The 24,623-nt window shown below is 70.1% G+C and carries 29 protein-coding genes; 24 read left to right on the top strand and 5 right to left on the bottom strand.

Features of this window, described 5'->3' with window-relative positions; translation table 11 throughout:
- Positions 1-441 precede the first annotated feature (441 nt).
- From rpe to ABTY04_RS24725, 5 genes are all read left to right on the top strand, one after another.
- Positions 442-1,128: a ribulose-phosphate 3-epimerase gene (rpe, locus tag ABTY04_RS24745; RefSeq protein ID WP_352215564.1), complete on the top strand. Its 687-nt coding sequence runs from the start codon at positions 442-444 to the stop codon at positions 1,126-1,128.
- 130 nt (positions 1,129-1,258) lie between these two features.
- On the top strand, positions 1,259-2,272 hold the full coding sequence (locus ABTY04_RS24740) for a sugar-binding transcriptional regulator (protein ID WP_352215570.1): 1,014 nt from the start codon (positions 1,259-1,261) through the stop codon (positions 2,270-2,272).
- Positions 2,273-2,392: 120 nt separating this feature from the next.
- A complete protein-coding gene (locus tag ABTY04_RS24735) occupies positions 2,393-2,614 on the top strand; it encodes a CarD family transcriptional regulator (RefSeq protein ID WP_053788968.1) in 222 nt (73 codons plus the stop codon).
- A gap of 64 nt (positions 2,615-2,678) precedes the next feature.
- Positions 2,679-3,122 carry a guanyl-specific ribonuclease gene (locus ABTY04_RS24730; protein WP_352215563.1) on the top strand — a complete coding sequence of 148 codons (444 nt, stop codon included), beginning with the start codon at positions 2,679-2,681 and terminating at the stop codon, positions 3,120-3,122.
- Positions 3,119-3,574, top strand: a complete 456-nt coding sequence (locus tag ABTY04_RS24725; protein WP_352215562.1) for a barstar family protein — start codon at positions 3,119-3,121, stop codon at positions 3,572-3,574. Before ABTY04_RS24730 ends, ABTY04_RS24725 begins: the two co-directional genes overlap by 4 nt.
- A 62-nt stretch (positions 3,575-3,636) precedes the next feature.
- On the opposite strand, the gene ABTY04_RS24720 is transcribed toward ABTY04_RS24725, so the two are convergent.
- The 5 genes from ABTY04_RS24720 to ABTY04_RS24700 form a co-directional block, all read right to left on the bottom strand.
- Entirely contained in the window at positions 3,637-4,116 is a 480-nt protein-coding gene (locus ABTY04_RS24720) for a group II truncated hemoglobin (protein ID WP_352215561.1), read from the bottom strand.
- A complete protein-coding gene (locus ABTY04_RS24715) occupies positions 4,113-4,448 on the bottom strand; it encodes a putative quinol monooxygenase (protein ID WP_030157498.1) in 336 nt (111 codons plus the stop codon). The genes ABTY04_RS24720 and ABTY04_RS24715 overlap by 4 nt, the downstream gene beginning before the upstream one ends.
- 78 nt (positions 4,449-4,526) lie before the next feature.
- Positions 4,527-5,036, bottom strand: a complete 510-nt coding sequence (gene abmR / locus ABTY04_RS24710) for an ATP-binding transcription factor AbmR (protein WP_352215560.1) — start codon at positions 5,034-5,036, stop codon at positions 4,527-4,529.
- 81 nt (positions 5,037-5,117) lie between these two features.
- Positions 5,118-6,839, bottom strand: coding sequence for an FAD-dependent oxidoreductase (locus tag ABTY04_RS24705; protein ID WP_352215559.1), 1,722 nt, complete (start codon positions 6,837-6,839; stop codon positions 5,118-5,120).
- On the bottom strand, positions 6,836-7,108 hold the full coding sequence (locus tag ABTY04_RS24700; RefSeq protein WP_352215558.1) for a UBP-type zinc finger domain-containing protein: 273 nt from the start codon (positions 7,106-7,108) through the stop codon (positions 6,836-6,838). The genes ABTY04_RS24705 and ABTY04_RS24700 overlap by 4 nt, the downstream gene beginning before the upstream one ends.
- Before the next feature lie 267 nt (positions 7,109-7,375).
- Here ABTY04_RS24700 and ABTY04_RS24695 point away from each other — a divergent pair, with 267 nt between their 5' ends.
- From ABTY04_RS24695 to ABTY04_RS24605, 19 genes are all read left to right on the top strand, one after another.
- A complete protein-coding gene (locus tag ABTY04_RS24695) occupies positions 7,376-8,200 on the top strand; it encodes a type 1 glutamine amidotransferase domain-containing protein (protein ID WP_352215557.1) in 825 nt (274 codons plus the stop codon).
- Between the two features lie 33 nt (positions 8,201-8,233).
- Complete coding sequence (locus ABTY04_RS24690) at positions 8,234-9,883, top strand: thiamine pyrophosphate-binding protein (protein ID WP_352215556.1); 1,650 nt, start codon at positions 8,234-8,236, stop codon at positions 9,881-9,883.
- Between the two features lie 37 nt (positions 9,884-9,920).
- A complete protein-coding gene (locus ABTY04_RS24685) occupies positions 9,921-10,352 on the top strand; it encodes a nuclear transport factor 2 family protein (protein WP_352215555.1) in 432 nt (143 codons plus the stop codon).
- Positions 10,353-10,364: 12 nt separating this feature from the next.
- Positions 10,365-10,820 (top strand): nuclear transport factor 2 family protein, encoded by a 456-nt coding sequence (locus ABTY04_RS24680; RefSeq protein WP_352215554.1) that lies wholly within the window; start codon positions 10,365-10,367, stop codon positions 10,818-10,820.
- A gap of 13 nt (positions 10,821-10,833) precedes the next feature.
- Positions 10,834-11,214, top strand: a complete 381-nt coding sequence (locus tag ABTY04_RS24675) for a nuclear transport factor 2 family protein (RefSeq protein ID WP_352215553.1) — start codon at positions 10,834-10,836, stop codon at positions 11,212-11,214.
- Between the two features lie 12 nt (positions 11,215-11,226).
- On the top strand, positions 11,227-12,840 hold the full coding sequence (locus ABTY04_RS24670) for a GMC family oxidoreductase (RefSeq protein WP_352215552.1): 1,614 nt from the start codon (positions 11,227-11,229) through the stop codon (positions 12,838-12,840).
- Complete coding sequence (locus tag ABTY04_RS24665; protein WP_352215551.1) at positions 12,833-13,444, top strand: DJ-1/PfpI family protein; 612 nt, start codon at positions 12,833-12,835, stop codon at positions 13,442-13,444. Before ABTY04_RS24670 ends, ABTY04_RS24665 begins: the two co-directional genes overlap by 8 nt.
- A complete protein-coding gene (locus tag ABTY04_RS24660) occupies positions 13,444-13,875 on the top strand; it encodes a VOC family protein (RefSeq protein ID WP_352215550.1) in 432 nt (143 codons plus the stop codon). Before ABTY04_RS24665 ends, ABTY04_RS24660 begins: the two co-directional genes overlap by 1 nt.
- A gap of 1 nt (position 13,876) precedes the next feature.
- Positions 13,877-15,697: an AGE family epimerase/isomerase gene (locus ABTY04_RS24655; RefSeq protein WP_352215549.1), complete on the top strand. Its 1,821-nt coding sequence runs from the start codon at positions 13,877-13,879 to the stop codon at positions 15,695-15,697.
- A 38-nt stretch (positions 15,698-15,735) separates the two neighbouring features.
- Positions 15,736-16,116: an STAS domain-containing protein gene (locus ABTY04_RS24650; protein ID WP_352215548.1), complete on the top strand. Its 381-nt coding sequence runs from the start codon at positions 15,736-15,738 to the stop codon at positions 16,114-16,116.
- Positions 16,113-18,248 (top strand): glycogen debranching protein GlgX, encoded by a 2,136-nt coding sequence (gene glgX / locus ABTY04_RS24645; protein ID WP_352215547.1) that lies wholly within the window; start codon positions 16,113-16,115, stop codon positions 18,246-18,248. Before ABTY04_RS24650 ends, glgX begins: the two co-directional genes overlap by 4 nt.
- 52 nt (positions 18,249-18,300) lie before the next feature.
- On the top strand, positions 18,301-18,612 hold the full coding sequence (locus ABTY04_RS24640) for an STAS domain-containing protein (RefSeq protein ID WP_352215546.1): 312 nt from the start codon (positions 18,301-18,303) through the stop codon (positions 18,610-18,612).
- A 5-nt stretch (positions 18,613-18,617) separates the two neighbouring features.
- Entirely contained in the window at positions 18,618-19,082 is a 465-nt protein-coding gene (locus ABTY04_RS24635; protein ID WP_352215545.1) for an ATP-binding protein, read from the top strand.
- Positions 19,064-20,329: a PP2C family protein-serine/threonine phosphatase gene (locus tag ABTY04_RS24630; RefSeq protein ID WP_352215544.1), complete on the top strand. Its 1,266-nt coding sequence runs from the start codon at positions 19,064-19,066 to the stop codon at positions 20,327-20,329. Before ABTY04_RS24635 ends, ABTY04_RS24630 begins: the two co-directional genes overlap by 19 nt.
- Positions 20,329-21,072 (top strand): MinD/ParA family ATP-binding protein, encoded by a 744-nt coding sequence (locus tag ABTY04_RS24625; RefSeq protein WP_352215543.1) that lies wholly within the window; start codon positions 20,329-20,331, stop codon positions 21,070-21,072. The genes ABTY04_RS24630 and ABTY04_RS24625 overlap by 1 nt, the downstream gene beginning before the upstream one ends.
- Before the next feature lie 70 nt (positions 21,073-21,142).
- Entirely contained in the window at positions 21,143-21,883 is a 741-nt protein-coding gene (locus tag ABTY04_RS24620; RefSeq protein WP_352215542.1) for a type 1 glutamine amidotransferase domain-containing protein, read from the top strand.
- A gap of 34 nt (positions 21,884-21,917) precedes the next feature.
- A complete protein-coding gene (locus ABTY04_RS24615; protein ID WP_352215541.1) occupies positions 21,918-23,402 on the top strand; it encodes an aldehyde dehydrogenase family protein in 1,485 nt (494 codons plus the stop codon).
- Between the two features lie 60 nt (positions 23,403-23,462).
- On the top strand, positions 23,463-24,077 hold the full coding sequence (locus tag ABTY04_RS24610) for an NADPH-dependent F420 reductase (protein WP_352215540.1): 615 nt from the start codon (positions 23,463-23,465) through the stop codon (positions 24,075-24,077).
- On the top strand, positions 24,062-24,619 hold the full coding sequence (locus tag ABTY04_RS24605; RefSeq protein WP_352215539.1) for a (2Fe-2S)-binding protein: 558 nt from the start codon (positions 24,062-24,064) through the stop codon (positions 24,617-24,619). Before ABTY04_RS24610 ends, ABTY04_RS24605 begins: the two co-directional genes overlap by 16 nt.
- Positions 24,620-24,623: the final 4 nt, after the last annotated feature.

Here is a 24,623-nt window from a genome sequence, read left to right as displayed (position 1 = left end):
CGCCCTTGACGGCCCGGACCGAACCGGAAGGACAGTGGACTGGCGGGACGCCCCCGGACACCCCACCGACCCCGGTCAACTCAGACCCCGACCCCGGCATCCCGGTCAATCCCCCCGGTGCCGAGTGCGCTGGCTCCGGCCCCTGCTGCCCCGGCCCGCTTTCCGGGTGCCGGGTTGACGGACCCCGCCCCCCCCGCCGTCCCCGACGCCCGGCAGGCCGGGCCCCGCCCCCGCCCCGGCCCCGCCGCCCCCGACGCCCGACCGGCCGCCCCCCCGCCCCCGCTGTCCCGGTCCGCCCTCCTGGCCCCGAGTCCAGAGGTCCCGCCCCCCGATCTCGAAGGGTGCGTTAATCGTTCTCCATGATCACTTAAGTGTCGCTACGGAGGCCCCGAGTTCCGGGGTCGTGGCCGGAAGTGCTCGGAGGCATGGCAGGCTTGGGGCATGGCCGCTCAGATTTATCCCAGCATCCTGTCCGCCGACTTCGCCCGCCTCGCAGAGGAGGCGAAGGCCGTAGAGGGGGCCGACTGGCTGCATGTCGACGTCATGGACAACCATTTCGTCCCGAACCTCACCCTCGGTGTGCCCGTCGTGGAGTCCCTGAGCCGGGCCACGGACATCCCGCTGGACCTGCACCTCATGATCGAGGACCCGGACCGCTGGGCCCCGCAGTACGTCGAGGCCGGAGCGGGATCGGTCACCTTCCACGCCGAGGCCGCCGCCGCGCCCGTGCGGCTGGCGCGGGAGATCCGGGCCAAGGGGGCGCGGGCGTCCATGGCGCTCAAGCCCGCCACGCCGATCGAGCAGTACGAGGACATCCTCCCCGAGCTCGACATGCTGCTGATCATGACGGTTGAGCCGGGCTTCGGCGGCCAGCCCTTTCTCGACATCATGCTCCCCAAGATCCGCCGTACCCGGGAGCTGATCGCCAAGCACGGCCTGGAGCTGTGGCTCCAGGTCGACGGCGGGGTCTCGGCCTCGACCATCGAACGGTGTGCCGAAGCCGGAGCCGACGTGTTCGTCGCCGGAAGCGCGGTGTACGGGGCGGTCGACCCCTCCGCCGCCGTGCGTACGCTGCGGGAGCAGGCGGACGTCGCGATCTCCGCGGCGCCCTGGGCTTGCGACCACTGAAACAAGGGTTGGTGAACAGCTCGGTGAACGGGAGCTGTCCAGGCTGATCAACGGCCGCCGGATCTGACAGGATGAACGGCGAGTCGAGAGTGTGAACAGCAGTAGCAGTGAGGAGAGCGCGGTGTCGGCAATGTCGGCGGGACGGTCAGCCCTGCGGATGGGACCCGCGGAGCTGGTGCAGGCGGCGGCCATGGCCCGCCGCTTCTACCTGGAGGGCAAGTCCAAGATCCAGATCGCCGAGGAGTTCGGCGTGAGCCGCTTCAAGGTGGCCCGGGTCCTGGAGACGGCTCTTGAGCGCGACCTCGTGCGGATCGAGATCCGCGTGCCGGCCGAACTGGACGCGGAGCGCTCCGACGCGCTCCGTGCCCGGTACGGGCTCCGGCACGCCGTCGTCGTCGAGTCGCCGGCCGATGCGTCCGACGACGCGCCCGACCCGGAGAACCTGGGCGCGGTCGCGGCGGACCTGCTCGGCGAGCTCGTCAACGAAGGCGACGTACTGGGTCTGGCCTGGGGGCGGTCGACCATCCACATGGCCGCCTCCCTGCACCGGCTGCCGCCGTGCACCGTGGTGCAGCTGACGGGCGTGTACGACGCCGGTACGGCCGAGCGCGGGTCGGTGGAGGCCGTGCGGCGGGCCGCCCAGGTCTCGGGGGGAGACGCGCACCCGATCTACGCGCCGATGCTGCTCCCCGATCCGGCGACCGCGGCCGCGCTGCGCAGCCAGACGGGAATCGCCCGGGCCTTCGAGTACTTCGACAAGGTGACCGTCGCGGCGGTGTCGATCGGTTCGTGGGAGCCCGGGATCTCCACCGTCCACGACATGCTCACGGACGAGGAGCGGGCGCACTACGCGTCGCTGGGTGTAGCGGCCGAAATGTCCGCTCACTTGTTCGACTCCGAGGGGCGGCGTGTCGGGCGGGACCTCGGCGAGCGCTGCATCACCGTCGAGGCGGACCGGCTGCGCCGGATCCCCGAGGTCGTGGCCATTGCGGGCGGGCTGAGGAAGGCCTCCGCGATCGGCGCGGTGCTCCGTTCCGGGCTGGTGACGAGCCTGGTCACGGACACGGCAGTCGCGGACTACCTGCTCACCGAGTCGGCCCCGGGGCTGCGGCCGGCGCTGGACCGGGCCGACCCGGACGACTGATCCCGGGCGGCGTGGCGCGGCGCGGAAGGTGCCGCTGAGGGTGTCCTGGGGCGGATGGTGCCGCAATCGAGATCCGAACAGCGGGCCGTCCGGCGGCCTCCGGGGCGCATACTGGTCTCGATGACAAAGTCAGCAGTACCTCGCCGCCATCTGCCGTCCAGCCCGTTCAAGGCCCCCGTGGAACCGCCGCTCCGGCAGTTCAGCGTCGGCGACCGGGTCTCTCACGACGAGCACGGCCTCGGCCGTGTCGTCGGTATCGAGGAGGGGATCGCCGTCCTGGTCGACTTCGGATCGGTCCAGAAGAGAATTCTCAGTCCCTACACCAAGATGGCCGCGCTCTGAGGTCATCGCGGACGCGGACACCGCGCGATTCGCGAGCGAATCGGATATTCGGCACGATCGGTGCATGATCTTCAGAGGCATGCCCCGATCGTTGCTGCGCTGTGTGGGAGCGGTGTTCCTGTGCGTTGCGCTGGTCGGAGTGGCGGGGTGCGGCGGGGAGAAGGCCGCGCCGTCCGCCGCGGCCGGCGTGCGTTCCGGATCCGCCGCTTCGGCGCCCGCCTGGGCCAAGGGGATGGTGACCGTGCGGGCCGACGCGCTGCCGTCGCAGGCGCGGGACGTGCTCGTGCTCATCGAGAGGGGCGGGCCGTATCCGTACCGGCAGGACGGGACCGTCTTCGGGAACTTCGAGAAGGTCCTGCCCCGGCAGAAGCGCGGCTACTACCACGAGTTCACGGTGAAGGAGCCGGGCGAGCGCGACCGCGGGCCCCGGCGGATCGTGACCGGTGAGGGCGGGGAGTTGTTCTACACGGACGACCACTACGACACCTTCAAGGCGGTTCTGCGATGACCCTGGATCCGCAGCCGCTCGCCCCGGCGCTGGCCGCCGCCGAGAAGGCGGCCTGGACGACCCTGCGGGTGGACCTGGACGGCGTACGCGGCAAGGCCGAGCTGATGCGGCGGTGGGGGGCGGCGCTGGAGGCTCCCGCGTGGTTCGGGGAGAACTGGGACGCGCTGGCCGATCTGCTGACCGACCTGTCGTGGTTGCCGCAGGCGCCGGGGCGGTTGGTGGCGGTGACGTCCTGGCGGTCGTACGCGCAGGTGCGGCCCGACGACTGGGAGACCTTGCAGGAGGTCCTGGAGGAGGCCGTCGGGTTCTGGCGCGACGCCGATGAAGGGGCGTTGACCGTACTCCTCGCGGAGCCGGAGCCGGAGCCGGAACCGGAGCCGGAGCCGGAGTCGGCGCCCGAGCCCGAGCCGCCGGCGGGTGGGGACGGTCCGCGGAGGCCCTCCCGGCGCTGAGCCCGGGGTACGGGACGGCCCCGCGGCCCGGGAAGGGGCGGCGGGGCCGGGTCGTGGGCGGGTCAGTTGTTCGGGATCCAGGGGGGTGTCTGGCCCCAGGACCACACGGGGATCTTCGCCGCGTCGACCGGCGGTGGGTTGGGGCCCGAGTAGATCAGGGCCATGCGGGTGCCCCACTCGATGTAGTAGGCGAACACCGCGCGGAATTCCGGGTCCGTCGGGAGACCGACCTCGTCCGCCGTGTCCATCAGCAGGTCCACCCAGCGGCGGCGCTGGGGTTCGGTGATGCCGCGGCCCAGGTGCTTGGTGGCCATGTGCTGGTGGCCGCCGTGGTGGGTCGTGTACTCCGCCGGGCCGCCGAAGACCTCCGACAGCCAGACGGCCACATGCTGGGGGTGTTCCGAATCCATGCCCGCGAAGACCGGGGCCAGGATCTCGTCCTGCAGGGCATGGCCGTAGAAGGCGTCCGTGAGGCGGTTCATCGCCTCCGCTCCGCCCATCCACTCGTAGATGGTGGGAGTGGTGCCGGGTGTGGTGCTCATGACTGGGGTGCGGCCTTTCCGGGGCCGGCCACGTCGGTGACGCGGTAGTGCTGCATCTCCTCGATGGCCTTCACGTACGGGCGGATCGCGCTGAAGAACGCCGGGAAGTGCTCGCCCTTGCGGAATCCGTTGAGGTGGGCGTCGACCGAGGTCCAGCGGATGCGGAGGATGTAGCGCTCCCGATCGTTCTCCTCCTCGCAGCGGGCCAGCTCGTAGTCGATGCATTCGGGTGACGCGGCCAGGGCCTCCGCGGCCTGCCGGTACGAGTCCTCGAAGGCCTGCTGGTCGTCCAATGCGATCCGGTAGCGGATGTATTCGACGGTGGTGGTCATGGTGCGTGCCTCTCCCTGTGATCGAGTGCCGGTCGCAGTCAGACTTGCGTGATCATGCCCAGGTGGGGAGGACTTTCGTCATTCCGACCCAGACTTCTGGGAGTCCGTGGCGTCGGCGACGTCGGGGCCCGCCGCGCGGACCTGCTGGACCTTGGCCAGGGAGTCGCGGAGTTCGGTCAGCCACTCGTCCGTGTTGCGGCCGACGAGGCGGACGCACCAGGCGAGGGCGTCGGCCCGGCTGCGGGCGACGCCGCCCGCGACCAGGGTGTCGAGGACCTGGCGCTCCGGCTGGCGCAGGCGCGTCATCACCGGGACCGCCAGGTGCGTGAACAGGACGCGGTCGTCGCCGGACTGGACGGCCCAGGCGACCTTGCGGCGGTAGAGCTCTTCCGCCTCCCGCGCGACCTCGATGCGCTGTTCGCGGGTGCGCTCGCGGAACTCCTTGACCGACTCGTTCGCCGGGATGGCGCCGACGACCGTGATCTCCTCGCGGTCGACCGCCACCTCGACCAGGGACTCGTACACGTCCACCGGTAGGCGGTCCGCGAACCACTTGCGAAGCTGCTCGCTCTGCTCGGATGTAATCATGTAATCAACGTTGCATCCGGCGTCGGCTTGATCGCAAGCGATTCGCGTTCGCTCTCAGCCCACAGCCCCGGCTCTTCCGGCTCAGCCCATCGAGCGGTAGCGGTGGATCAGCGAGACCGCCATCGCCCCCTCTCCCACGCCCGACGCCACGCGCTTGACCGAGTGGGCCCGCACGTCGCCCGCGGCGAAGACACCCGGGACGCTGGTCTCCAGCGGGTACGGGGCGCGCTCCAGGCTCCATTCCGCCGGGAGTTCCCCGCCGTTCGCGATCAGGTCGGACCCGGTGAGCACGAAGCCGTACTCGTCCCGCTCGACCACGCCCGACAGCCAGTCGGTGTGCGGGCGGGCGCCGATGAACGTGAACATGAACCGGGCCGGCACCTCCGTGTCCTCGCCGGTCGTCGCGTCGCGGAGGGTCAGCTTCTCCAGGTGGTCCTCGCCGTCCAGCCGGACCACCGTCGTACGGACCTTGACCTCGATGTTCGGGGTGCGGTCGATCTCGTCGATCAGGTAGCGGGACATGCTCGCGTCCAGGGATTCGGCACGCACCAGGATCGTCACCCGGGCCGCGTACTTGGCGAAGTGCACCGCCGCCTGGCCGGCCGAGTTCGCCCCGCCGACGATGAACACGTGCTGGGAGATGCACGCCGAGCTCTCGGTGGTGGCCGCGCCGTAGTAGAGGCCCGCGCCCTCGAAGCGGTCCGCGCCGGGCGCCTCCAGGCGGTTGTACGAGACCCCGGTGGCCAGCAGCACCGTCTCGGCGCTGATCTCCGTGCCGTCGGCCAGGGTCAGGATCTTCGCCGGATCGTCCCGGGTCAGCGAGACCACCTCCACCGGGTGCAGGATCTCCGCGCCGAACCGGGAGGCCTGGATGGTCGCGCGGCGGGTCAGGTCCCCGCCGGAGAGGCCGGAGGGGAACCCGAGGTAGTTCTCGATCAGGCTGGAGGTGCCGGCCTGGCCGCCCGGGGCGCGGGAGTCCAGCATCAGGGTCGAGAGGCCCTCCGAGGCCGAGTAGACGCCCGCCGCCAGGCCCGCGGGCCCCGCGCCGACGATGACGCACTCGTAGTGCGGGCGCGAGGCGGTGGTGGCCAGCCCGAGGCGCTGGGCGAGCTCCGTGTCGGACGGCGCGGAGAGCACCGCGCCGTCCGGGAAGCGGACGAGCGGCAGCGCCGCGTCGGGCTGGGCGGCGATCAGGGTCAGGGCCTCGGGATCCCGCTCGACGTTGAGGAACCGGAACGGCTGCCCATTGCGGGTGAAGAAGTCGCGGACGGCGTGGGTGCCGGGGGAGACGAGGTGGCCGGCGACGATGATGCCGTCGTAGGCGGGGCGGTAGGTGGCCAGCCAGTCGGAGAGCAGGTCGTCCAGGACCGGGAAGAGCCGTTCGTGCGGCGGGTCCCACGGCTTGAGCAGGTAGTAGTCCAGCCGGACCCGGTTGATGGCGGTGATCGCCGCGTCCGTCTCCGCGTACGCCGTGAGCAGCACGCGGCGGGCGTCCGGGAAGCGGCTGACGGCTTCGAGGAGGAACTCGACGCCGGTCACGTCGGGCATCCGCTGGTCCACCAGGAACAGCGCCGGGTCGTGTCCGCGCTCGTCGAGGGAGTCCAGGATCTTGAGGGCGTCGGCGGCGGAGGAGGCGCCGAGCACCCGGTAGCGGTCGCCGTAGGCGCTGCGCAGGTCGCGGCGTACGGCCCGCAGCACCTGCGGGTCGTCGTCCACGGCCAGGATGACGGGCTTCCTGCTCTCCGTGCGCTCGGCCGCGGCCGCCGTGGCGGGGGCGGTGGCGCTCTCGGGGGCCGCGCTCATGCCGCGTCCAGCATCAGCTTGTCGGCGTAGCACCAGGCCCAGGTCTCGCCGGGCTCGTGCGAGGCGGCGATGGGGTGCTCCGTGGCGCGGTAGTGCTTGGTGGCGTGGCGGTTCTTGGAGGAGTCGCAGCATCCGACGTGCCCGCAGCTGAGGCACATCCTCAGGTGCACCCAGGTGTCGCCGAGGACGAGGCACTCCTCACAGCCCTCGGTGCCCGGCTTCACCGGACGTATCTGATCGATGTGTGTGCACAACAGGTCCGTCGTCATCGTGCCCGTCCCTCTCCTCGGTCCTTCCCGCACCCGTGATTCACTGCGCGTCCAGACCATAGGGCGGCACCCCGGTAATGGTTCAGTGATTCGGCCGAAGTCAGGAAGTCCCGGGGCTACTTCATGACCTCGGGAAGCGACTACCTGAGGTGCCCCCAAGACCTGCCCTCCTACCTCACGAAGTCGCATACGGGCGCTTTGACGCGGGCCTCGGGCACAAGCAGTGTGGTGGACGCCAACGACAACAGGCGGCGCCTGGAGGAATCCGTGAGCAGAAAGATTCTGGTCATTGTCTCCGAACACGGTTATTGGGCCGAAGAACTGATAGGCCCGGTATCGAAGTTCGATGAGCAGGGCTATGAAGTCGTATTCGCCACGCCGACCGGGAAGCGTGCGCACGCTCTTCCGCCGAGCCTCGACGCGAACTTCATCGACCCTCCACTGGGACGCTCGGTCACCACCGAGGAGAACGCCCGGCTGGGGCGGGAGTTCGAGCAGTCGAGCCGGCTCGACTCGCCGCTCGACATCGAGGCGTGGGTCCCCGAGCGCCCGTACACGAGCGACGAGGGCTATCTGCGCAAGCTGGAGCAGTACCACCGCGATCTGGACAAGCTTGAGTCGGACATCGCCGGCTACGACGCGATCCTCATCGTCGGCGGCAGCGGGCCCATCGTCGACCTCGCCAACAACGAGCGCGTGCACGCCCTGATCCTGGCCTTCAAGAAGGCCGGCAAGGTCGTGGCGGCCGAGTGCTACGGGGTGGCCTGCCTGGCCTTCGCCCGGGACTGGGGCGACCGCAAGAGCATCATCTGGGGCAAGCACGTCACCGGGCACTGCAAGGAGTACGACTACAAGGACGGCACCGGATTCCTCGGTACCGACTTCAACATGGGGCCGCCGCCGTATCCGCTGGAGTACATCCTGCGCGACGCGACCGGCCCGCGCGGGGCGTACCACGGGAACTTCGGCCACCCGCTCTCGGTGATTGTCGACTACCCGTTCGTGACCGGCCGTTCCACCCCCGACTCGTATCTCACGGGGCAGAAGATCGTGGAAGTCCTGGAGGAAGGTCTCACCCGCTACGGGTGGTGATCCGGAAATCTGTGAGATACGAGGGGGAGTCCGATGAATTCCGAAGCCACTCCCGGACGGGAAAGGCTGATCGAGCAGTTCAAGGCCGACGGCCTGAATGTGATGTTCGGAAATCCGGGGACGGTGGAACAGGGATTCCTCGACGCCGTGGACGCGGCTGAGGACTTCCACTACGTCCTCGCCCTCCAGGAGACCGTGGCCGCCGGCATCGCCGACGGCTACGCCCGGGCCACCGGCGGCGCGGCCCTGCTGCAGCTGCACTCCGGGGTGGGGCTGGGCAACGGCATCGGGATGCTCTACCAGTCGCTGCGCGGCCACACCCCGCTCGTCGTGGTCGCCGGCGACGCCGGGGTCCGCTACGACGCCATGGACGCGCAGATGGCGTCCGACCTGGTGGCGATGGCGAAGCCGGTGACGAAGTACGCGACGCGGGTCACCGACCGGCACTCCGTACTGCGCACCGTCCGGCGGGCGGTCAAGATCGCCCTGACCCCGCCGCGCGGCCCAGTGTTCGTGGCGCTGCCGATGGACGTGCTGGACGAGCTGAACTCCGAGCCCGTCCTGCCCACCGCGGTGCCGTTCACGGACGTGGCGCCGTCGCCGGCCTCGGTGGGGCGGGCGGCCGAGCTGCTGGCCTCGGCGGAGCGGCCCGTCGTCCTGGTGGGCGACGGGGTGTCGCTCTCCGGGGCCCAGCGCGAACTCGTCGCCGTCGCCGAGCTGCTGGGCGCCGACGTGTACGAGGTGGATTCCTCCGAGGTGAACATCGCGGCCTCGCACCCGCTGCGCCGCGGTCAGACCGGCCACATGTTCGGCCCGCACAGCAGGGAGCTCGTCGCCGACGCGGACGGGGTGCTGATCGTCGGCACCTATGTCTTCCCGGAGGTGTTCCCCGAACTGGAGAGCCCCTTCCGGGCCGGGGCCAAGGTCGTCCACATCGATCTGAACGCGTACGAGATCGCCAAGAACCACCCGGTGGACCTGGGCCTGGCGGCCGACCCCAAGCAGGCGCTGCGCGCGCTGGCCGGCGTACTCGAACGCCTGCTGAGCCCGCAGCGGCGGGCGGCCGCGGCCGCGCGGCTCGACGCCCGCACCCGGGAGCGGGCGCTGTCCGCCAAGGGAGGGGAGGCCGAGCAGGACGGCACGCCGATGGCCGTCTTCCTGCGGACCCTGGCCGAGCGGACCGGCGGGGACCTGATCGTCTTCGACGAGGCGCTGACCACCTCCCCGCTGGTCACCAGGTACCTGCCCCCGGAGCGGCCGGGCGACTACCACCTCACCCGGGGCGGTTCCCTCGGCGTGGGATTCCCGGGCGCGGTCGGGGCCAAGCTCGCCCGTCCGGACCGCCTCGTCGTCGGTTTCGCGGGCGACGGCGGGTCGATGTACACCTACCAGGCGCTGTGGACCGCCGTCCGGCACGGCATCGACGCCAAGTTCGTGGTCTGCAACAACCGCAAGTACCGGCTGCTCGACGACAACATCGCCCAGTACTGGCGGGAGCGGGACATCCCGCAGCACGACTTCCCGGGCTCCTTCGACCTCTCCCACCCGGAGATCGACTTCGCCGGGCTGGCGCGGGCGCTCGGCGCCGGCGGCGCCCGGGTGGAGAAGCCGGACGAGGCGGTCGCCGCCGTGGGCCGGATGCTGGACCACCCCGGCCCGTACCTCGTCGACATCCAGATCTGACCAGACCAGTCACCCAGCACGGACAGGAGGAGACCGCATGCCCGCCGAGCGGCTGACCGAGGACGCGATCCGCACTTTCGCCGAGAACTGGTACGCGGCCCTGGACCAGCACCTTCCGCTGGACCAGGTGCTCGCCCTCATCACCGAGGACCTGGAGTTCAAGGTCCCCGAGGACACCTTCCTCGGCCACCAGGGCTTCACCCGCTGGTACGAGGCTGTCACCAACCGGTTCTTCGACGAGGTGCACACGGTCACGAAGGTGGAGCCCGTCATCGAGGGCGACCGGGCCATCGTCCGGGTGCTCGTCAACTGGCAGCCCAAGATCTGGAACCCGCCGGCCGCCCGCAGCCAGTGGCTCGGCTTCGACGCCGACCAGACCTGGACCATGGTGGCCGGCCCGGACGGACCGCAGATCAAGCAGTACACCGTCAACGCGCTGACGCCGATGCCCGGTTCCGGCTCGCTCTGAGAGGGCTCGACCATGACCGAAGTGACACGGGAGCGGGTCGAGGCGGCCTATGCCGCCCTCGGTTCCGGCGACCGGGCCCGGATCCTGGAGTACTACTCCGAGGACCTGCGCTGGCTGGTGCCGGGCAACCACCCGCTGGCCGGCTGGTACGAGAGCCTGGACGCCTTCCTGGAGCTGATGGGCCAGACCCACAAGCTCACGGGCGGCACCTTCCGGATGGACATCCAGGCGGTCCTCGTCGGCGATGACTGCAGCGCCGACGTGTGCCGCAACGTCGCGGTGCGGGAGGGCGCGGACGAGGCGAGCCGGTCCCCGTACGAGCGGATGGACTACCCCGTCTTCCACTTCATGCGATGGCGGGACGGCCGGATCGTCGAGGGCCGCGACGGGCTCTTCGGGGACTCGGCGACCGCCTTCAGCCAGTTCTGGGCGCCGTTCGCGCCGGACGGAACCCGCCGGGACCGATAGGGGGAGGAGCGCCATGAGCGCTGTGGACGCACGACAGATCCTTGAGAAGTACTACGCATACGCCAACGCCGGGGACTGGGACCGCTGGTGCGACCTGTTCGCCGACGACCAGGTCATGGACGAGCAGCTCGCCGGACACATCGAGGGCCTGGAGGTCCTGCGCTCGATGATGAAGGGCATGGGGGCGATGTACCGGGTCTTCCGGAACGAGCCCGCGCATTTCCTCGTCGACGGGGAGAAGGCCGCGGTCGTCTCCCACATCAGCGCCGTCAGCCCCTCCGGCGAGGCGATCGAGGCCGAGGTCATGAACTTCTTCCGGATCGTGGACGGAAAGATCGCCTACATGGCGAACTACCACGACACCGTCCCCTTCCAGGTGCTGAGCCAGGGCTGAGGGGGCCGACTCGTGGCGATCGCCGAGAGAGAAGAGTACGACTACGTCATCGTGGGATCCGGCACCGCGGGCAGCGTCCTCGCGAACCGGCTCTCCGCGGACCCGGACGTCTCCGTCCTGGTCCTGGAGGCGGGCGGCAACCGCATCCCGCCCGAGGTGGACGACCCGTCCTCCTGGTACAAGCTGCTCGGCGGGCCCGTCGACTGGGGCTACACCAGCGTCCCGCAGCCCGGGCTCGACGGCCGCCGGACGTACGAACCGCGCGGCAAGGCCCCCGGGGGCAGCAGCAACCTGTACATCATGATGCACATCCGGGGCCACGCCTCGGACTTCGACAACTGGGCCTACCAGGGCGCCGCCGGCTGGGCGTACGAGGACGTCCTCCCGTACTTCGCCCTGCTGGAGGGCCAGGAGGACGCCACCGCCCCGACCACCGGCACCCGCGGCCCGCAGCGCATCACCAACGCCGGTCAGCACGGCCCCAACCCGGCCTCCCGGGCCTTCATCGACGCGGCCGTCGAGCTCGGACACCAGGAGATCGCGGACTTCAACACCGACGGGCCCCGGCGGGGCCTCTTCGGCACCGGCTGGCACCACATCGACGTGGCCGACGGGCGCCGCCAGGGCACCCTCGCCGCCTATCTGGAGCCGGCCCTCGACCGCCCCAACCTGACGCTGCGCACCAGCGCCCAGAGCACCCGGCTCCTCTTCGACGGCGACACCTGCACGGGCGTCGAGTACGTGCAGCTCGCACCGCCCGCGGAGTTCCCGGGCCGGACCGTACGCGACGGGCACAGCGCCCCGGCCGGGCCCGGACTGCACTCCGTACGGGCCCGCCGGGAGGTGATCGTGGCGGCGGGGGCGATCGAGTCCCCGAAGCTGCTGCTGCTCTCCGGCATCGGCGGGCCGGAGCAGCTGCGCGAGCACGGCATCGCGGTGACCGCGGCCCTGCCCGGGGTCGGCGAGAACTTCCACAACCACGTCCTGACGGGGCTGATGGCCGAGGTCACCCAGGAACTCCCGCCGCCGGCGCAGAACCTGTCGGAGAGCGCTCTGTTCCTCTCGTCCCGGCCCGGTCTGCCCGCTCCCGACCTGCAGATCGCCTTCGTGCACGTGCCGTTCGACGTGATCGTCGGCAAGGACCACCCGAACACGGTGAGCATCCTGCCGGGCGTCGTACGGCCCGTCTCGCGCGGCTGGATCAGGCTCGCGAGCGCCGATCCGCTGGCCCACCCGCTGATCAACCCGAACTACCTGGGCGACCGGTGGGACCTGGAACGGATGGTGCAGGGCGTCAAGCTGGCCCGGGAGATCTTCGCGACCTCCGCCTTCTCGCCCCTGTACAAGCAGGAGCTCCAGCCCGGTCCCGGCCACGAGAGCGACGAGGACCTGCGGACCTTCGTGAAGCAGAAGTCGGAGAGCTACCACCACCAGTCCGGCTCCTGCCGCATGGGCATCGACGACCTCTCGGTCGTCGACCCCGAGCTGAGGGTGCACGGCGTGCGCAACCTGCGCGTCGTCGACGCCAGCGTGATGCCCGCCGTCCCGTCGGGCAACTGCCACGCCGCCATCGCGATGATCGCCGAGCGCGCGGCGGACTTCCTGAGGGGGGATTCCCGTGCCTGACGCCGTGCTGCGCGAGGGCGCGCTGAGCGGGACCCGGATCGCGGTCCTGGTCGAGAGCGACTTCTACGAGCCGGAGATCTTCTACTACGGGCACCGGTTCGCGGAGGAGGGCGCCGAGGTCGACTTCCTGACCCGGCTGTGGGGCAACGACTCCATCACCTTCTCCGGGCACGAGTACCGGGCTCCGTTCACCGCCGACAAGTCCCTGGAGGGGCTGAGCGACGACGAGCTGCGCCGGTACGCCGCGATCATCGTGCCCTCGGGCATGGTGGCCGACCGGCTGCGCTACACGGAGGACGTGGACGTGCTCGCGCCGGCCACCGAGCTGCTGCGCCGGGCCTTCGAGGAGCCGACGGTCCTCAAGGGGATCATCTGCCACGGCATGTGGCTGGCCGCCTCGATCCCGGACAAGGTGCGCGGCCGCAAGGTGGTGTGCCACAACAACCTCATCGGCGACGTGCGGAACATGGGCGCCGAGTACGTCGACGAGGACGTGGTGGTCGACGGGGACCTGGTCACCGGCCGCACCGGCGCCCACCACCACCTCTTCGCCCGCCGGATCATCGAGCTGATCGCGGCGGGGCGGGGCCGGGGGGCCGCCTGATGGGGTCGATGGTCTGGTCGCACGTGGGTCTGAACTGCACGGACCAGAAGACCACCGAGGAGTTCTACACCCGGTACTTCGGCTTCACCCGGGCCCGGGTCGTCGACCTCGGGGAGTCCCGGATCGTGTTCCTGCGCAAGGGGGACGCGTACCTGGAGCTCTTCGCGGCCGGCGCCGAGCCGGCCCGGCCGGCGCACGAGGACGGGCCGCAGGCGCCCGGCCGGATGCGCCACCTGGCCTTCCAGACCGACAGCGTGGACGCGTTCCTGGCATCGCTCGGTGACGCGGCCGAAGTGACCCTGGGGCCGCTGGACTTCGACGACTTCATCTGCGGCTGGCGGACCGTGTGGGTCCGCGATCCCGACGGGGTCATCGTCGAGGTCAGCCAGGGATTCGAGGACGACCGCTCACACGACAAGGACGGTGCATGACATGGCGGACGCCGTGAGCTTCTCCTTCTCCGACACGATCGCCGGCTACGTCGGCCGCTTCGACTCCGGGTCCCGGCTGCTGCGGCTGAAGACCTCGGACGGCCGCGAGTTCGACGTCTCCCTGGCCGGGGACCCGAGTGCCGAGCTGGTGCGCAACCTGGACGAGCCGTACATCGACGCCTCCGGGCACATCGACGAGATGCTCTCGCCCGGCCGGTTCCTCTTCGTCTACGGCGTCCACTACCCGGAGCACGGCGGGCGTTTCGACGCCAAGCGCCTGGTGTTCCTGGGCCGCGGCGCCGAGGACTACCGGTTCGAGGAGCCCAGCTGGTGGGTCAAGCAGATCGAGTCGCTGGCCGACTTCTACAAGCGGGCGCAGTTCGGCGAGGGCCCGGTGGACTTCACCCAGTACCGCACCGAGATCCGCCTCGGCGGCGACAAGACCGCCAGCCACGTCCAGGAGACCGACACGATCTCCCGCCTGGTCTACGGCATGGCCTCGGCCTACCTGCTGACCGGCAAGGACGAGTACCTGGAGGTCGCCGAGCGCGGCACCGAGTACCTGCGCAAGCACATGCGGGTCGTGGACAGCGAGGAGGACGTGGTCTTCTGGTACCACGGCATCAGCGTCGACGGGGACAGCGAGCGCAAGCTGTTCACCTCGGAGTTCTCCGACGACTACGACGCGATCCCGATGTACGAGCAGATCTACGCGCTGGCCGGCCCGATCCAGACCTACCGGGTCACCGGTGACATCCGGATCAAGAACGACGCGGACGCCACGATCCGGCTGTTCGACAAGTTCTTCCTGGACCGCGAGCAGGGCGGCTACTACTCGCACATCGACCCGATCCTGTTCAGCGCGGACCACGAGTCCCTCGGCGAGAACGCCGAGCGCAAGAACTGGAACTCGGTCGGCGACCATGCGCCCGCCTACCTGATCAACCTGTACCTGGCGACCGGCGAGCAGAAGTACGCCGACTTCCTGGAGTACACCTTCGACACCATCGCGGACAAGTTCCCGGACTACAAGAACAGCCCCTTCGTCCAGGAGCGCTTCTTCCGCGACTGGTCACACGACACCGCGCACAGCTGGCAGCAGAACCGCGCGGTGGTCGGGCACAACCTGAAGATCGCCTGGAACCTGATGCGGATGAACTCGCTGAAGCCGAAGCCGGCCTACGAGGAGCTCGCCCGCAAGATCGGCGAGATCATGCCGGCCGTCGGCAGCGACGTGCAGCGCGGCGGCTGGTACGACGTCGTCGAACGGGTGAAGGACGGGGACCAGGAGACGTATCGTTTCGCCTGGCACGACCGCAAGGCCTGGTGGCAGCAGGAGCAGGCGATCCTCGCCTACCTCATCCTGGGCGGCACGGTCGGTGGCGACGCCTTCGTGCGCGAGGCCCGGCAGGCGGAGGCCTTCTACAACACGTTCTTCCTCGACCACGACGAGGGAGCCGTCTACTTCAACGTCCTTGCCAGCGGTACGCCGTACCTGCTCGGCACGGAGCGGCTCAAGGGCAGCCACTCGATGTCCATGTACCACTCGGCGGAGCTCTGCTACCTGTCCGCCGTCTACAACAACCTGCTCATCAACGGGCGGGAGATGGACTTCCACTTCAAGCCCGACCCGACCAACCTGCCCGACCGCGTGCTGCGCGTGTCGCCCGACCTGCTGCCCGCGGGATCGGTGCAGATCGCTTCCGTCGAGATCGACGAGAAGCCGTACCGGGACTTCGACGCCGACGGCCTCACCGTCCGGCTCCCCGACGTCCAGGGGCGGGTCAAGGTCAAGGTCCGGCTGCGCCCGGTGACTTCATAAGCGCTCAACGGGGGGCGCCCCGACTAGAGGGGAAAGCAATGTCTCTGAACGTCAAGGAACGCCGCAACAAGGGCGGTACCGTCCTCGTCGCCACCGGCGAGATCAACAGTGAGACCTCCGGACAGCTGCTGCAGTCCCTGCTGCCGCTGGTCCGCGAGGGCCGGCCGCTGCGCATCGACCTCACGGCCGTCACGTACGTGTCCAGCGCGGGCCTGCGCACCCTGCTCGTCGTCTACCGCGAGGCCCAGCACGCCGGCGTCGCGGTCACCCTGTACGGGGTGAGCGAGGAAGTCCGGTTCGTCATGTCGGCCACCGGCTTCCTCGACTTCTTCGAGACCGGCGAGGCGGCGGCTGCCGAGGCCAAGAACAAGAGGCCGGCCGCGAAGGCCGCCTCCGCCCAGACCGCGGTCGCACGATGACCGAGACCCAGTCCGAGCAGGTGCTGCGCGTCGACGCGTACCCGACCCACGAAGTGGGCGGGTACCGCGTCCGCGCGGGCAAGCCGTTCCCCTTCGGGGCCAACGTGGTCCCCGGCGGGGTCAGCTTCTCCGTCTTCTCCGACCAGGCGACTTCCATGACCCTGGTCATCTACAAGCGCGGAGAGCCCGAGCCGATGGCCGAGCTGGAATTCCCCGAGGAGTTCCGCACCGGCAGCGTCTTCTCCATGACGGTCTTCGGCCTCGACCACGAGAACATCGAGTACGGATACCGGGCCGACGGCCCCTACGATCCGGTCGCCGGCCACCGTTTCGACGCCCGGCAGGTCCTCTCCGACCCGTACGCCCGGTTGATCGCCGGCCGCGACGTGTGGGGCGTGGAGCCGGACCGCACCCGCGGCTACCAGTACCGCTCGCGGGTCTGCCTCCAGGACTTCGACTGGGGCGACGACACGCCGCTGGGGATCCCCGCCGAGGACCTCGTCGTGTACGAGGCCCACGTGCGCGGCTTCACCCGGCACCCCTCCTCGCAGGTCACGGCCCCCGGCACGTTCGCGGGGCTGCGGGAGAAGATCCCGTACCTGAAGGAGCTCGGGATCAACTGCATCGAGCTGCTCCCGGTGTTCGAGTTCGACGAGAGCGACAACCCGCGGACCAACCCGGAGACGGGGGAGCGGCTCTTCGACTACTGGGGCTACAACACCGTCTCGTTCTTCGCGCCCAAGGCCGGCTACGCCGCCACCGGACGCTACGGGATGCAGGGTGACGAGTTCCGCACCCTGATCAAGGACCTGCACGCGGCCGGCATCGAGGTCATCCTCGACGTCGTCTTCAACCACACCGCCGAGGGCAACGAGCAGGGCCCGACGATCTCCTTCAAGGGGCTCGACAACGCCACGTACTACATGCTCACGCCCGAGGGGTACTACTTCAACTTCAGCGGCACGGGCAACACGGTCAACTGCAACCACCCCGTCGTGCGCAACTACGTGCTCGACTGCCTGCGCCACTGGGTCGCCGACTACCACATCGACGGCTTCCGCTTCGACCTGGCGGCCATCCTCGGCCGGGACCTGGACGGCACTCCGCTGCCCAACCCGCCGCTGCTGGAGCTGCTCGCCTTCGACCCGGTCCTGCGGCACACCAAGCTCATCGCCGAGGCCTGGGACGCGGGCGGCCTGTACGAGGTCGGCAACTTCCCGGCATACGGCCGCTGGGCGGAGTGGAACGGGAAGTACCGCGACACCGTGCGCAGCTTCCTCAAGGGCGACCCCGGGGTGACCGGGGAGCTGGCCACCCGGATCGCCGGCTCGCCCGACCTGTACTCCAGCCGCGGCACCTCCGCCTCGGTCAACTTCCTCACCGCCCACGACGGGTTCACCCTGGCCGACCTCGTCTCGTACAACGACAAGCACAACGAGGCGAACGGCGAGGGCAACAACGACGGGGCCAACGACAACAACAGCTGGAACTGCGGGGCCGAGGGACCCACGGACGACCCCGAGGTCAACCGGCTGCGGCTGCGCCAGATGAAGAACGCCCTGGCCATCCTCTTCACCAGCCAGGGCATCCCGATGCTGCTGGCCGGCGACGAGGTCGCACGCACCCAGCAGGGCAACAACAACACGTACTGCCAGGACAACGAGCTGTCCTGGTTCGACTGGAGCCAGGTCGACGACAACGCCGAACTGCTCCGGTTCACCCGGGAGATGATCGCGTTCCGCGGGCACCACCGCGAACTGCGCTCCACCTCCCACCCCACCGGGCAGGTCCGGGAGAGCCTCGGGCTGCCGGACATCAGCTGGCACGGGGAGCGGGCCTGGCAGCCCGACTGGTCGCCGGAGAGCCGCCTGCTGGCGGTGGCCCGCTGCGGCACCGGGGACGACGACGTGGTGTACGTGGCCATGAACTCGCACTGGGAGCCGCACGACCTGGAGCTGCCCGCGCTGCCGCACGGGCGCAGCTGGCACCTGTTCGCGGACACCGGGGCCGAGGCCCCGTACGACATCCGGACCCCGGGCGGCGAGACCGAGCTGGAGAACGCCGGGAAGTACCTGATCGGTCCGCGCTCGGTCGTGATCCTGGTCGGCCGGACGCCCGGTCCCGAGCTCTAGCCGCACCTGTTCTGACCGAACGCCCCAACCGTACGGCCGAAGGAGACCTGACATGCCGCTTTCCGTGTCCCTGAGCATCGAGGGCGACACCACCGTGATCGAGCTGGCGGGCGAGCTGGACGCCAACACCGCGCCGGACTTCCACCAGACCATCGAGAAGGCCGCCGGGCACGGCACCGGCACGGTCGAGATCAGGATGGCCGGTGTCGGCTACATGGCCAGTGCCGGGCTGCGGTCCCTGGTCTTCGCCCAGCAGAAGGTGGCGAACCACGTGACCATCAAGGTGGTCGGCGCGATCGAGCCCGTGTCCCGGACCATCCGGACGGCCGGGCTGGACCGCAGCATCGTGCTCTCCGATGAGTGAATCGAATGAGTGACATGGTCGAACTGGCGAGGACGCCCGCCGAGCTGGAGGTGCCCGCGACGCTGGGGGCACTGGGCGACATCGCCTCGTTCGTCCTGCGGCTGGCCGGCCGGGCGGGCCTGGGCAAGGGCCCCGCGTACCGGATCCGGCTGGCCGTGGACGAGCTGGCCACGAACATCGTGATGCACGGGTACCGGGGCGGCAACGGGCGGATCACCGTCCGCGGCCGCTCCGGTCCCGGCCGGGTGCAGATCTGCATCGTGGACTCCGCGCCGGCCTTCGACCCCGTCGAGGGCCGCCTGCCCCCCGCCCCCGGGACTCCCCCCGAACAGAGGCGGATCGGCGGACTCGGCATCCACCTGGCGCTGACCAGCGTGGACGAGTTCTGCTACGTACGCAGGGACGGCCGCAACATCAGCACGCTGACTGTGAACGCCGAGGGGACGGACCCATGCCCTCCACGACCGTGATCATCCTCGACGAGTACCCGCCGCCGCCGCTCGAGCTGCTCGACGCGCTGCGGTCGATGGACGCGGAACTCGTCGCCCGCACCCTGTCTGAGCTGCGCAGCGGCCCGCTGGACGGGCTGCCCGTCGCCGACGTGCTGCTCGCCCCGGCCGAGGCCGACGGCGAATCGGTTCGCCTCGCCGTACGGCGGCTGCGCCGCTGGGCCGGGGCCCCCATCGTCGTCGTCTGGACGGTGACGGAGTTCGCCGCCCTGGAGGAACACGTGCGGCTCGGCCACGACTACCTCGTACCGCCCTTCCTGCCCGCCCTCGTCGGGGCCCGGCTGCACAGCTGCTCGGAGCGGGCCGGACTCGGCCGCACCCTGCGCGAAGCCGATGCCCGCGCCGAACTCATGGGCTATGAGAAGGAGTTGGAGATCGGCCGGGAGATCCAGGCCGGCTTCCTGCCCGAATCGCTGCCGGTCCCCGAAGGCTGGGAGATCGACGTCCGGTTCCGGCCGGCGCGGCAGGTCGCCGGGGACTTCTACGACGTCTTCGAGATCTCCCGCGGCCGCCGCCTCGCCTTCGTCGTCGCCGACGTCTGCGACAAGGGGGTCGGCGCCGCGCTGTTCATGGCGCTGATCCGCTCGCTGCTGCGGCACACCGCCGAGAACAGCGGACTCCAGCACCTGGTGGCCGCCGGGCGGGCGGGCGGCAGCCGGCGGATCCCGGTGGTCGGCGCGACCCCGCTGCTGAACGCGGTCACCGCCACCAACGGCTACCTGACCCGCAACCACCTGAGGCAGGGCTACTTCGCGACCCTGTTCTTCGGTGTGCTCGACCCGCTGACCGGCAGCCTCGTGTACATCAACGGGGGCCACAACGCGCCGCTGCTGCTGCGCGCCGAGGGTGGCGACCCGCTCGCCCTGGAGGTCACCGGACCCGCCGTCGGGGTGCTGCCGGACTGTGTCTACACACTCGGCTACGCCCAGCTGAACCCCGGCGACACCCTCTTCGTGTTCACCGACGGAGTGCCGGAGGCACGCTGTCCCAACGGCAGTTTCCTCGGTGACGAGCGGATGCTGGAGCTGCTCGCCGGCCCCCCGGTGAGCGGCAGGGAGGTGGTCGACCGGATGGACACGGCCGTGCGCGAGCACACCGGAACAGCCGAACAGCACGACGACGTCACCATGCTGGCCCTGCACCGGCCACGTGCGGCGCGGGGGCCGCACGCCGACCGGACCGCGGTGGACCGTACGGCGGTGGCCTGATGGCCCGGACCATCGTGGTGCACTCGCACCGCGGAGGCACCGGGAAGTCCTCGGTACTGGCGAACCTGGCCCTGCTCATCGCGGGCGAGGGGCGCCGGGTGGGGGTGGTCGACACGGACATCCAGTCGCCCACCCTGGACCTGCTCTTCCGGCTCGGCCCGGGCCCCTCCCTGGCCGACTACCTGCTCGGGCGCTGCGAGATCGAGGCCACGGCCCAGCAGATCGGCGCACCCGGGCTGTACGTCGTACCGGCCCGGACCGGGACGGCGGCCCTGCGCGAACTCATGACGAGCGGCTACGACGTGGGGCTGCTGCCGGAGGGCTTCGACCGGCTGGCCGAGCACTACGCGCTCGACGTGCTGCTGCTCGACACCCACGCCGGGCTCAACAACGAGTCGGTGACCGCCATGGCGAGTGCCGACGTACTGATGATCATGGCCCGAGCCGACCGGATCGACCTCTCCGGGGTCGAGGAGACCATCGCCCTGGCCGGGCGGCTGGCCTGCCGGCGGGCCCTGGTCATGAGCATGGCCCCCGAGGGCGTCGACGGGGGCCAGGTCCGCCGGCGTGCCGAGGAGGTGTACGGCGCCCCCCTGGCCGGAATCCTTCCTTATGTGCCGGAAATGGCCGCCCTGTACGGCGAGCGCATATTCGCCGAAGCCCATCCCGACCACCCCCTGGTCGGTGAATTCCGCACCATCATCTCCGCGTTGGACGCACCTCACGAAGTATCGCGCGCCTGACGCTCCCCCCTTACGCCCCCTGCGGGGGGCGTGTTGAATCGGCAGCGATTCCAGAACAAGGAGAACAGTCATGAAGATTCTCGTCGTCATGACGGCCAAGGCAACGCTCCACCTCTTGGACGGGGAACAGCACCCCTCGGGTTTCTGGGCCGAGGAATTCGTCGTTCCCTTTACCCTCTTCAAGGCCGCAGGCCACACCGTGGACGTGGCGACGATCGGGGGCCAGGCCCCCACGGTCGACCAGACCAGCATCGACCCCCAGTTCCTCCAGTGGGTCCGCCCCCAGGGCTCGCCGGACCACGACGCGGCCAACGCCGCCGAGTACGTCAGAGTCATCGAGAGCACTCCCCAGCTCCAGCACCCCATCGCCGTGGAGTCCCTGGGCGAGAAGGACATCGCCGAGTACGACGGCATCTACGTGAGCGGCGGCCACGGCGCGATCGGAGACCTGCCGCACTCCGACGAGCTCGCCCAGGTCCTGCGCTGGGCCATCGCCCAGGACAAGCCGCTCGCCACCGTCTGCCACGGCCACACCTCGCTGCTCGCGCTGCGCGACGGCGAAGGCCGCTGGCCGTTCGAGGGCTACCGGATGACGGCCTTCTCGCACAGCGAGGAGATGGTCACCAACATGGCCGGCCGGCTCCCGCTGATCCTGGAGGCCGAGCTCACCCGGCTCGGCGCGCACTACGAGAAGGCCGAGGCGATCTGGGACTCGCACGTGGTCGTGGACCGCAGGCTCACCACAGGCCAGAACCCGTACTCCTCCAAGGCCCTTGCCGAGACGTTCTTACGACAGCTCGCGCAGGGCTAGCACGACGCCCCGCACCCGACCCCGAAAGGCAGCCATGACCAAGCGCGCGCTCAGCGACCAGCCCTTGGCCAACCCCGGGAAGCTGTTCATCGGCGGCACATGGGTCTCGGCCCAGGACGGCCGTACCGAGCCGGACATCAGTCCCGTGGACGGACAGGAGATCGTACCGGTGGCCCAGGCCACCGCCGCCGACGCGGACGCGGCCGTGGCCGCCGCCCGCCACGCGTACGAGGAGGGTCCCTGGAGCAGACTGTCCGCCCAGGAGCGCGCGCTGCGGCTGAACCGGGTCGGTGAGCTCATCGAGCGCGACCTGGAGGAGATCGCCCTGCTGGAGACGGTGGACATGGGTAAACCGTTCGCCTTCTCCAGCACGGTCGACGCCCCCATGGCCGCCCAGCTCATGCACTACTACGCCGGCGCCGTGACCCGCGTCGACGGCTCCTCGCGGGCCCCGGCCGGCGGGCAGCTCGCCTACACCCTGCGCGAGCCGCTGGGCGTGGTCTGCGCGATCACCCCGTTCAACTTCCCGCTGCTGCTGTCGATGACGAAGATCGCACCGGCGCTGGCGGCAGGCAACACGGTCGTCCACAAGCCCTCCCCGGCCACCCCGCTCACCGCACTGAAGATCGCCGAACTCTTCCAGGAGGCGGAGATCCCGGACGGCGTGCTGAACGTGATCACCGGTCCCGGCGTGGAGCTCGGCGAGACCCTGACGGACCACCCGGGCATCGACAAGATCGCGTTCACCGGCTCCACCGCGGTCGGCCAGTCGATCATCCGCAAGTCCGCCGGGACCCTGAAGAAGGTGACGATGGAGCTCGGCGGCAAATCCGCCAACATCGTCTTCGCCGACGCCGACCTGGACGCCGCCGAGGAGCTCGCCTTCTTCGGCATTTACTACAACAAGGGCGAGATCTGCACCGCCGGCTCCCGGCTGCTGCTCCAGCGCCCCATCCACGACGAGCTGGTCGAGCGCCTGGTCCGGCGCGCCGCCGCCCTCAGGCCCGGCGACCCGCGCGACCCGGAGACCCTGTTCGGACCGCTGGCCCACCGCGGCCAGTTCGACAAGGTCAGCTCGTACATCGAGATCGGCGAGAAGGAAGGCGCCGTGCTGCGCACCGGCGGCACGGGCTGGACCCCCGAGGGGGCCTCCAGTCAGGGCCTGTACTTCCTGCCGACCGTCTTCACCGGCGTCGACAACGGCATGCGGATCGCACAGGAGGAGATCTTCGGCCCGGTCCTGTCGATCATCCCCTTCGACACCGAGGAAGACGCGATCCGGATCGCCAACGACAGCGCGTACGGCCTCGCCGCGGGCGTCCACACCAAGGACCTGCGGCGTGCCCACCGGGTGGCCTCCCAGATCAAGGCCGGCACGGTCTGGGTGAATTGCTACAACCAGTACGACCCCTCCGTGCCCTACGGCGGATACAAGGCCTCCGGATACGGGCGCGAGTGCGGCCCGGAATCCCTGGAGAGCTACACCCAGACCAAGTCGGTCTGGATCGGCATGGACTGACCGGCCGAGCGGCCGGCTGACCGACCGTCCGAGCGACTGACCGACCGAGTAGGAGCGGCAATGCGTACAGGCATCATCGGCACCGGGCGGATCGGTTCCACCCTCGCGCGGATTCTGGTGGCGGCCGGGCACGAGGTCTTATTGGCCAACGCCCGCGGCCCCCAGTCCATCGGCCCCTTACTGGCCGAACTGGGCCCGGCGGCCTCGGCGGCGCACCCCGCCGAGGTTGCCGACCGGGCCGAACTCCTGGTGCTGATGGTGCCTTACGCGAGCATCCGCGGACTCCTGCCGGCCGCGGCCGTACAGGACAAGCTGCTGGTGGACGCCACGAACGCGTTCAGCGGCGCAGGCGCGCCCGCCGATCTCGGCGGGCGCAGCTCCAGCGAACTGGTCGCCGAGTGGTATCCCGGCGCCCGGGTCGTGAAATCCCTGAACACCATGCATTTCGAGACTCTCGCCGTCGCCGGCACTGCGGGGGGCGAACGCCTGGCCCATTTCACGGCGGGCGACGACGAGAAGGCGAAGGAGATCGTCGCGGGAATCATCGCGGATCTGGGATTCGCTCCCGTCGACACCGGCTCGCTGCACGCGGGAGGAATTCTCCAGCAGCCCGGCGGGCCCCTTTTCAATCGGCCGCTCACGGAAGCGCAGGCGCTGGCATGGATCTCTCACTGAACGTGAACGGAAGACCCGAGCAGTTCTCGGCCGAGCCGAACGAGCTGCTGGTGGAACGGCTCCGCGACGGCCTCGGGCTGACCGGCACCAAGGTCGGCTGCGACACCGGCCAGTGCGGTACCTGCGTCGTCCGGCTCGACGGCCGCTCGGTCAAGAGCTGCCTGATCCTCACCGCGTCGGCCGCCGGCTCGCAGGTGACCACCATCGAGGGCGTCACCGCGCGGGGCGGTGAGCTCACCGGCCTCCAGGAGGCCCTGCGCCAGGAGCACGGCACCCAGTGCGGGTTCTGCACCCCCGGCATGGTGATGGCCCTCGGCGAGCTCGTCGAGAACACCGCGGACCGCGAGGCACCCACCGAGCCCGAGATCCGCGAGTGGCTCACCGGCAACCTGTGCCGCTGCACCGGCTACCACAGTGTCGTACGGGGCGTGCAGCGCGCCTGCTCCGCCTCCCGGGCCGAGATACCCGAGGAGATCGGCGAGAGCGCCGCCGTCTCCGCCGGCGCGTCCGCGTCCGCGTCCGCCTCCGGCAAGGAGGTGTGAGGGA

This window comes from Streptomyces sp. NPDC097981 (assembly GCF_040302565.1).
In the GTDB taxonomy this organism is placed as follows: domain Bacteria; phylum Actinomycetota; class Actinomycetes; order Streptomycetales; family Streptomycetaceae; genus Streptomyces.
Note: the sequence above shows the minus strand (reverse complement) of the source record. Positions and strands in the feature narration are given on the sequence as shown.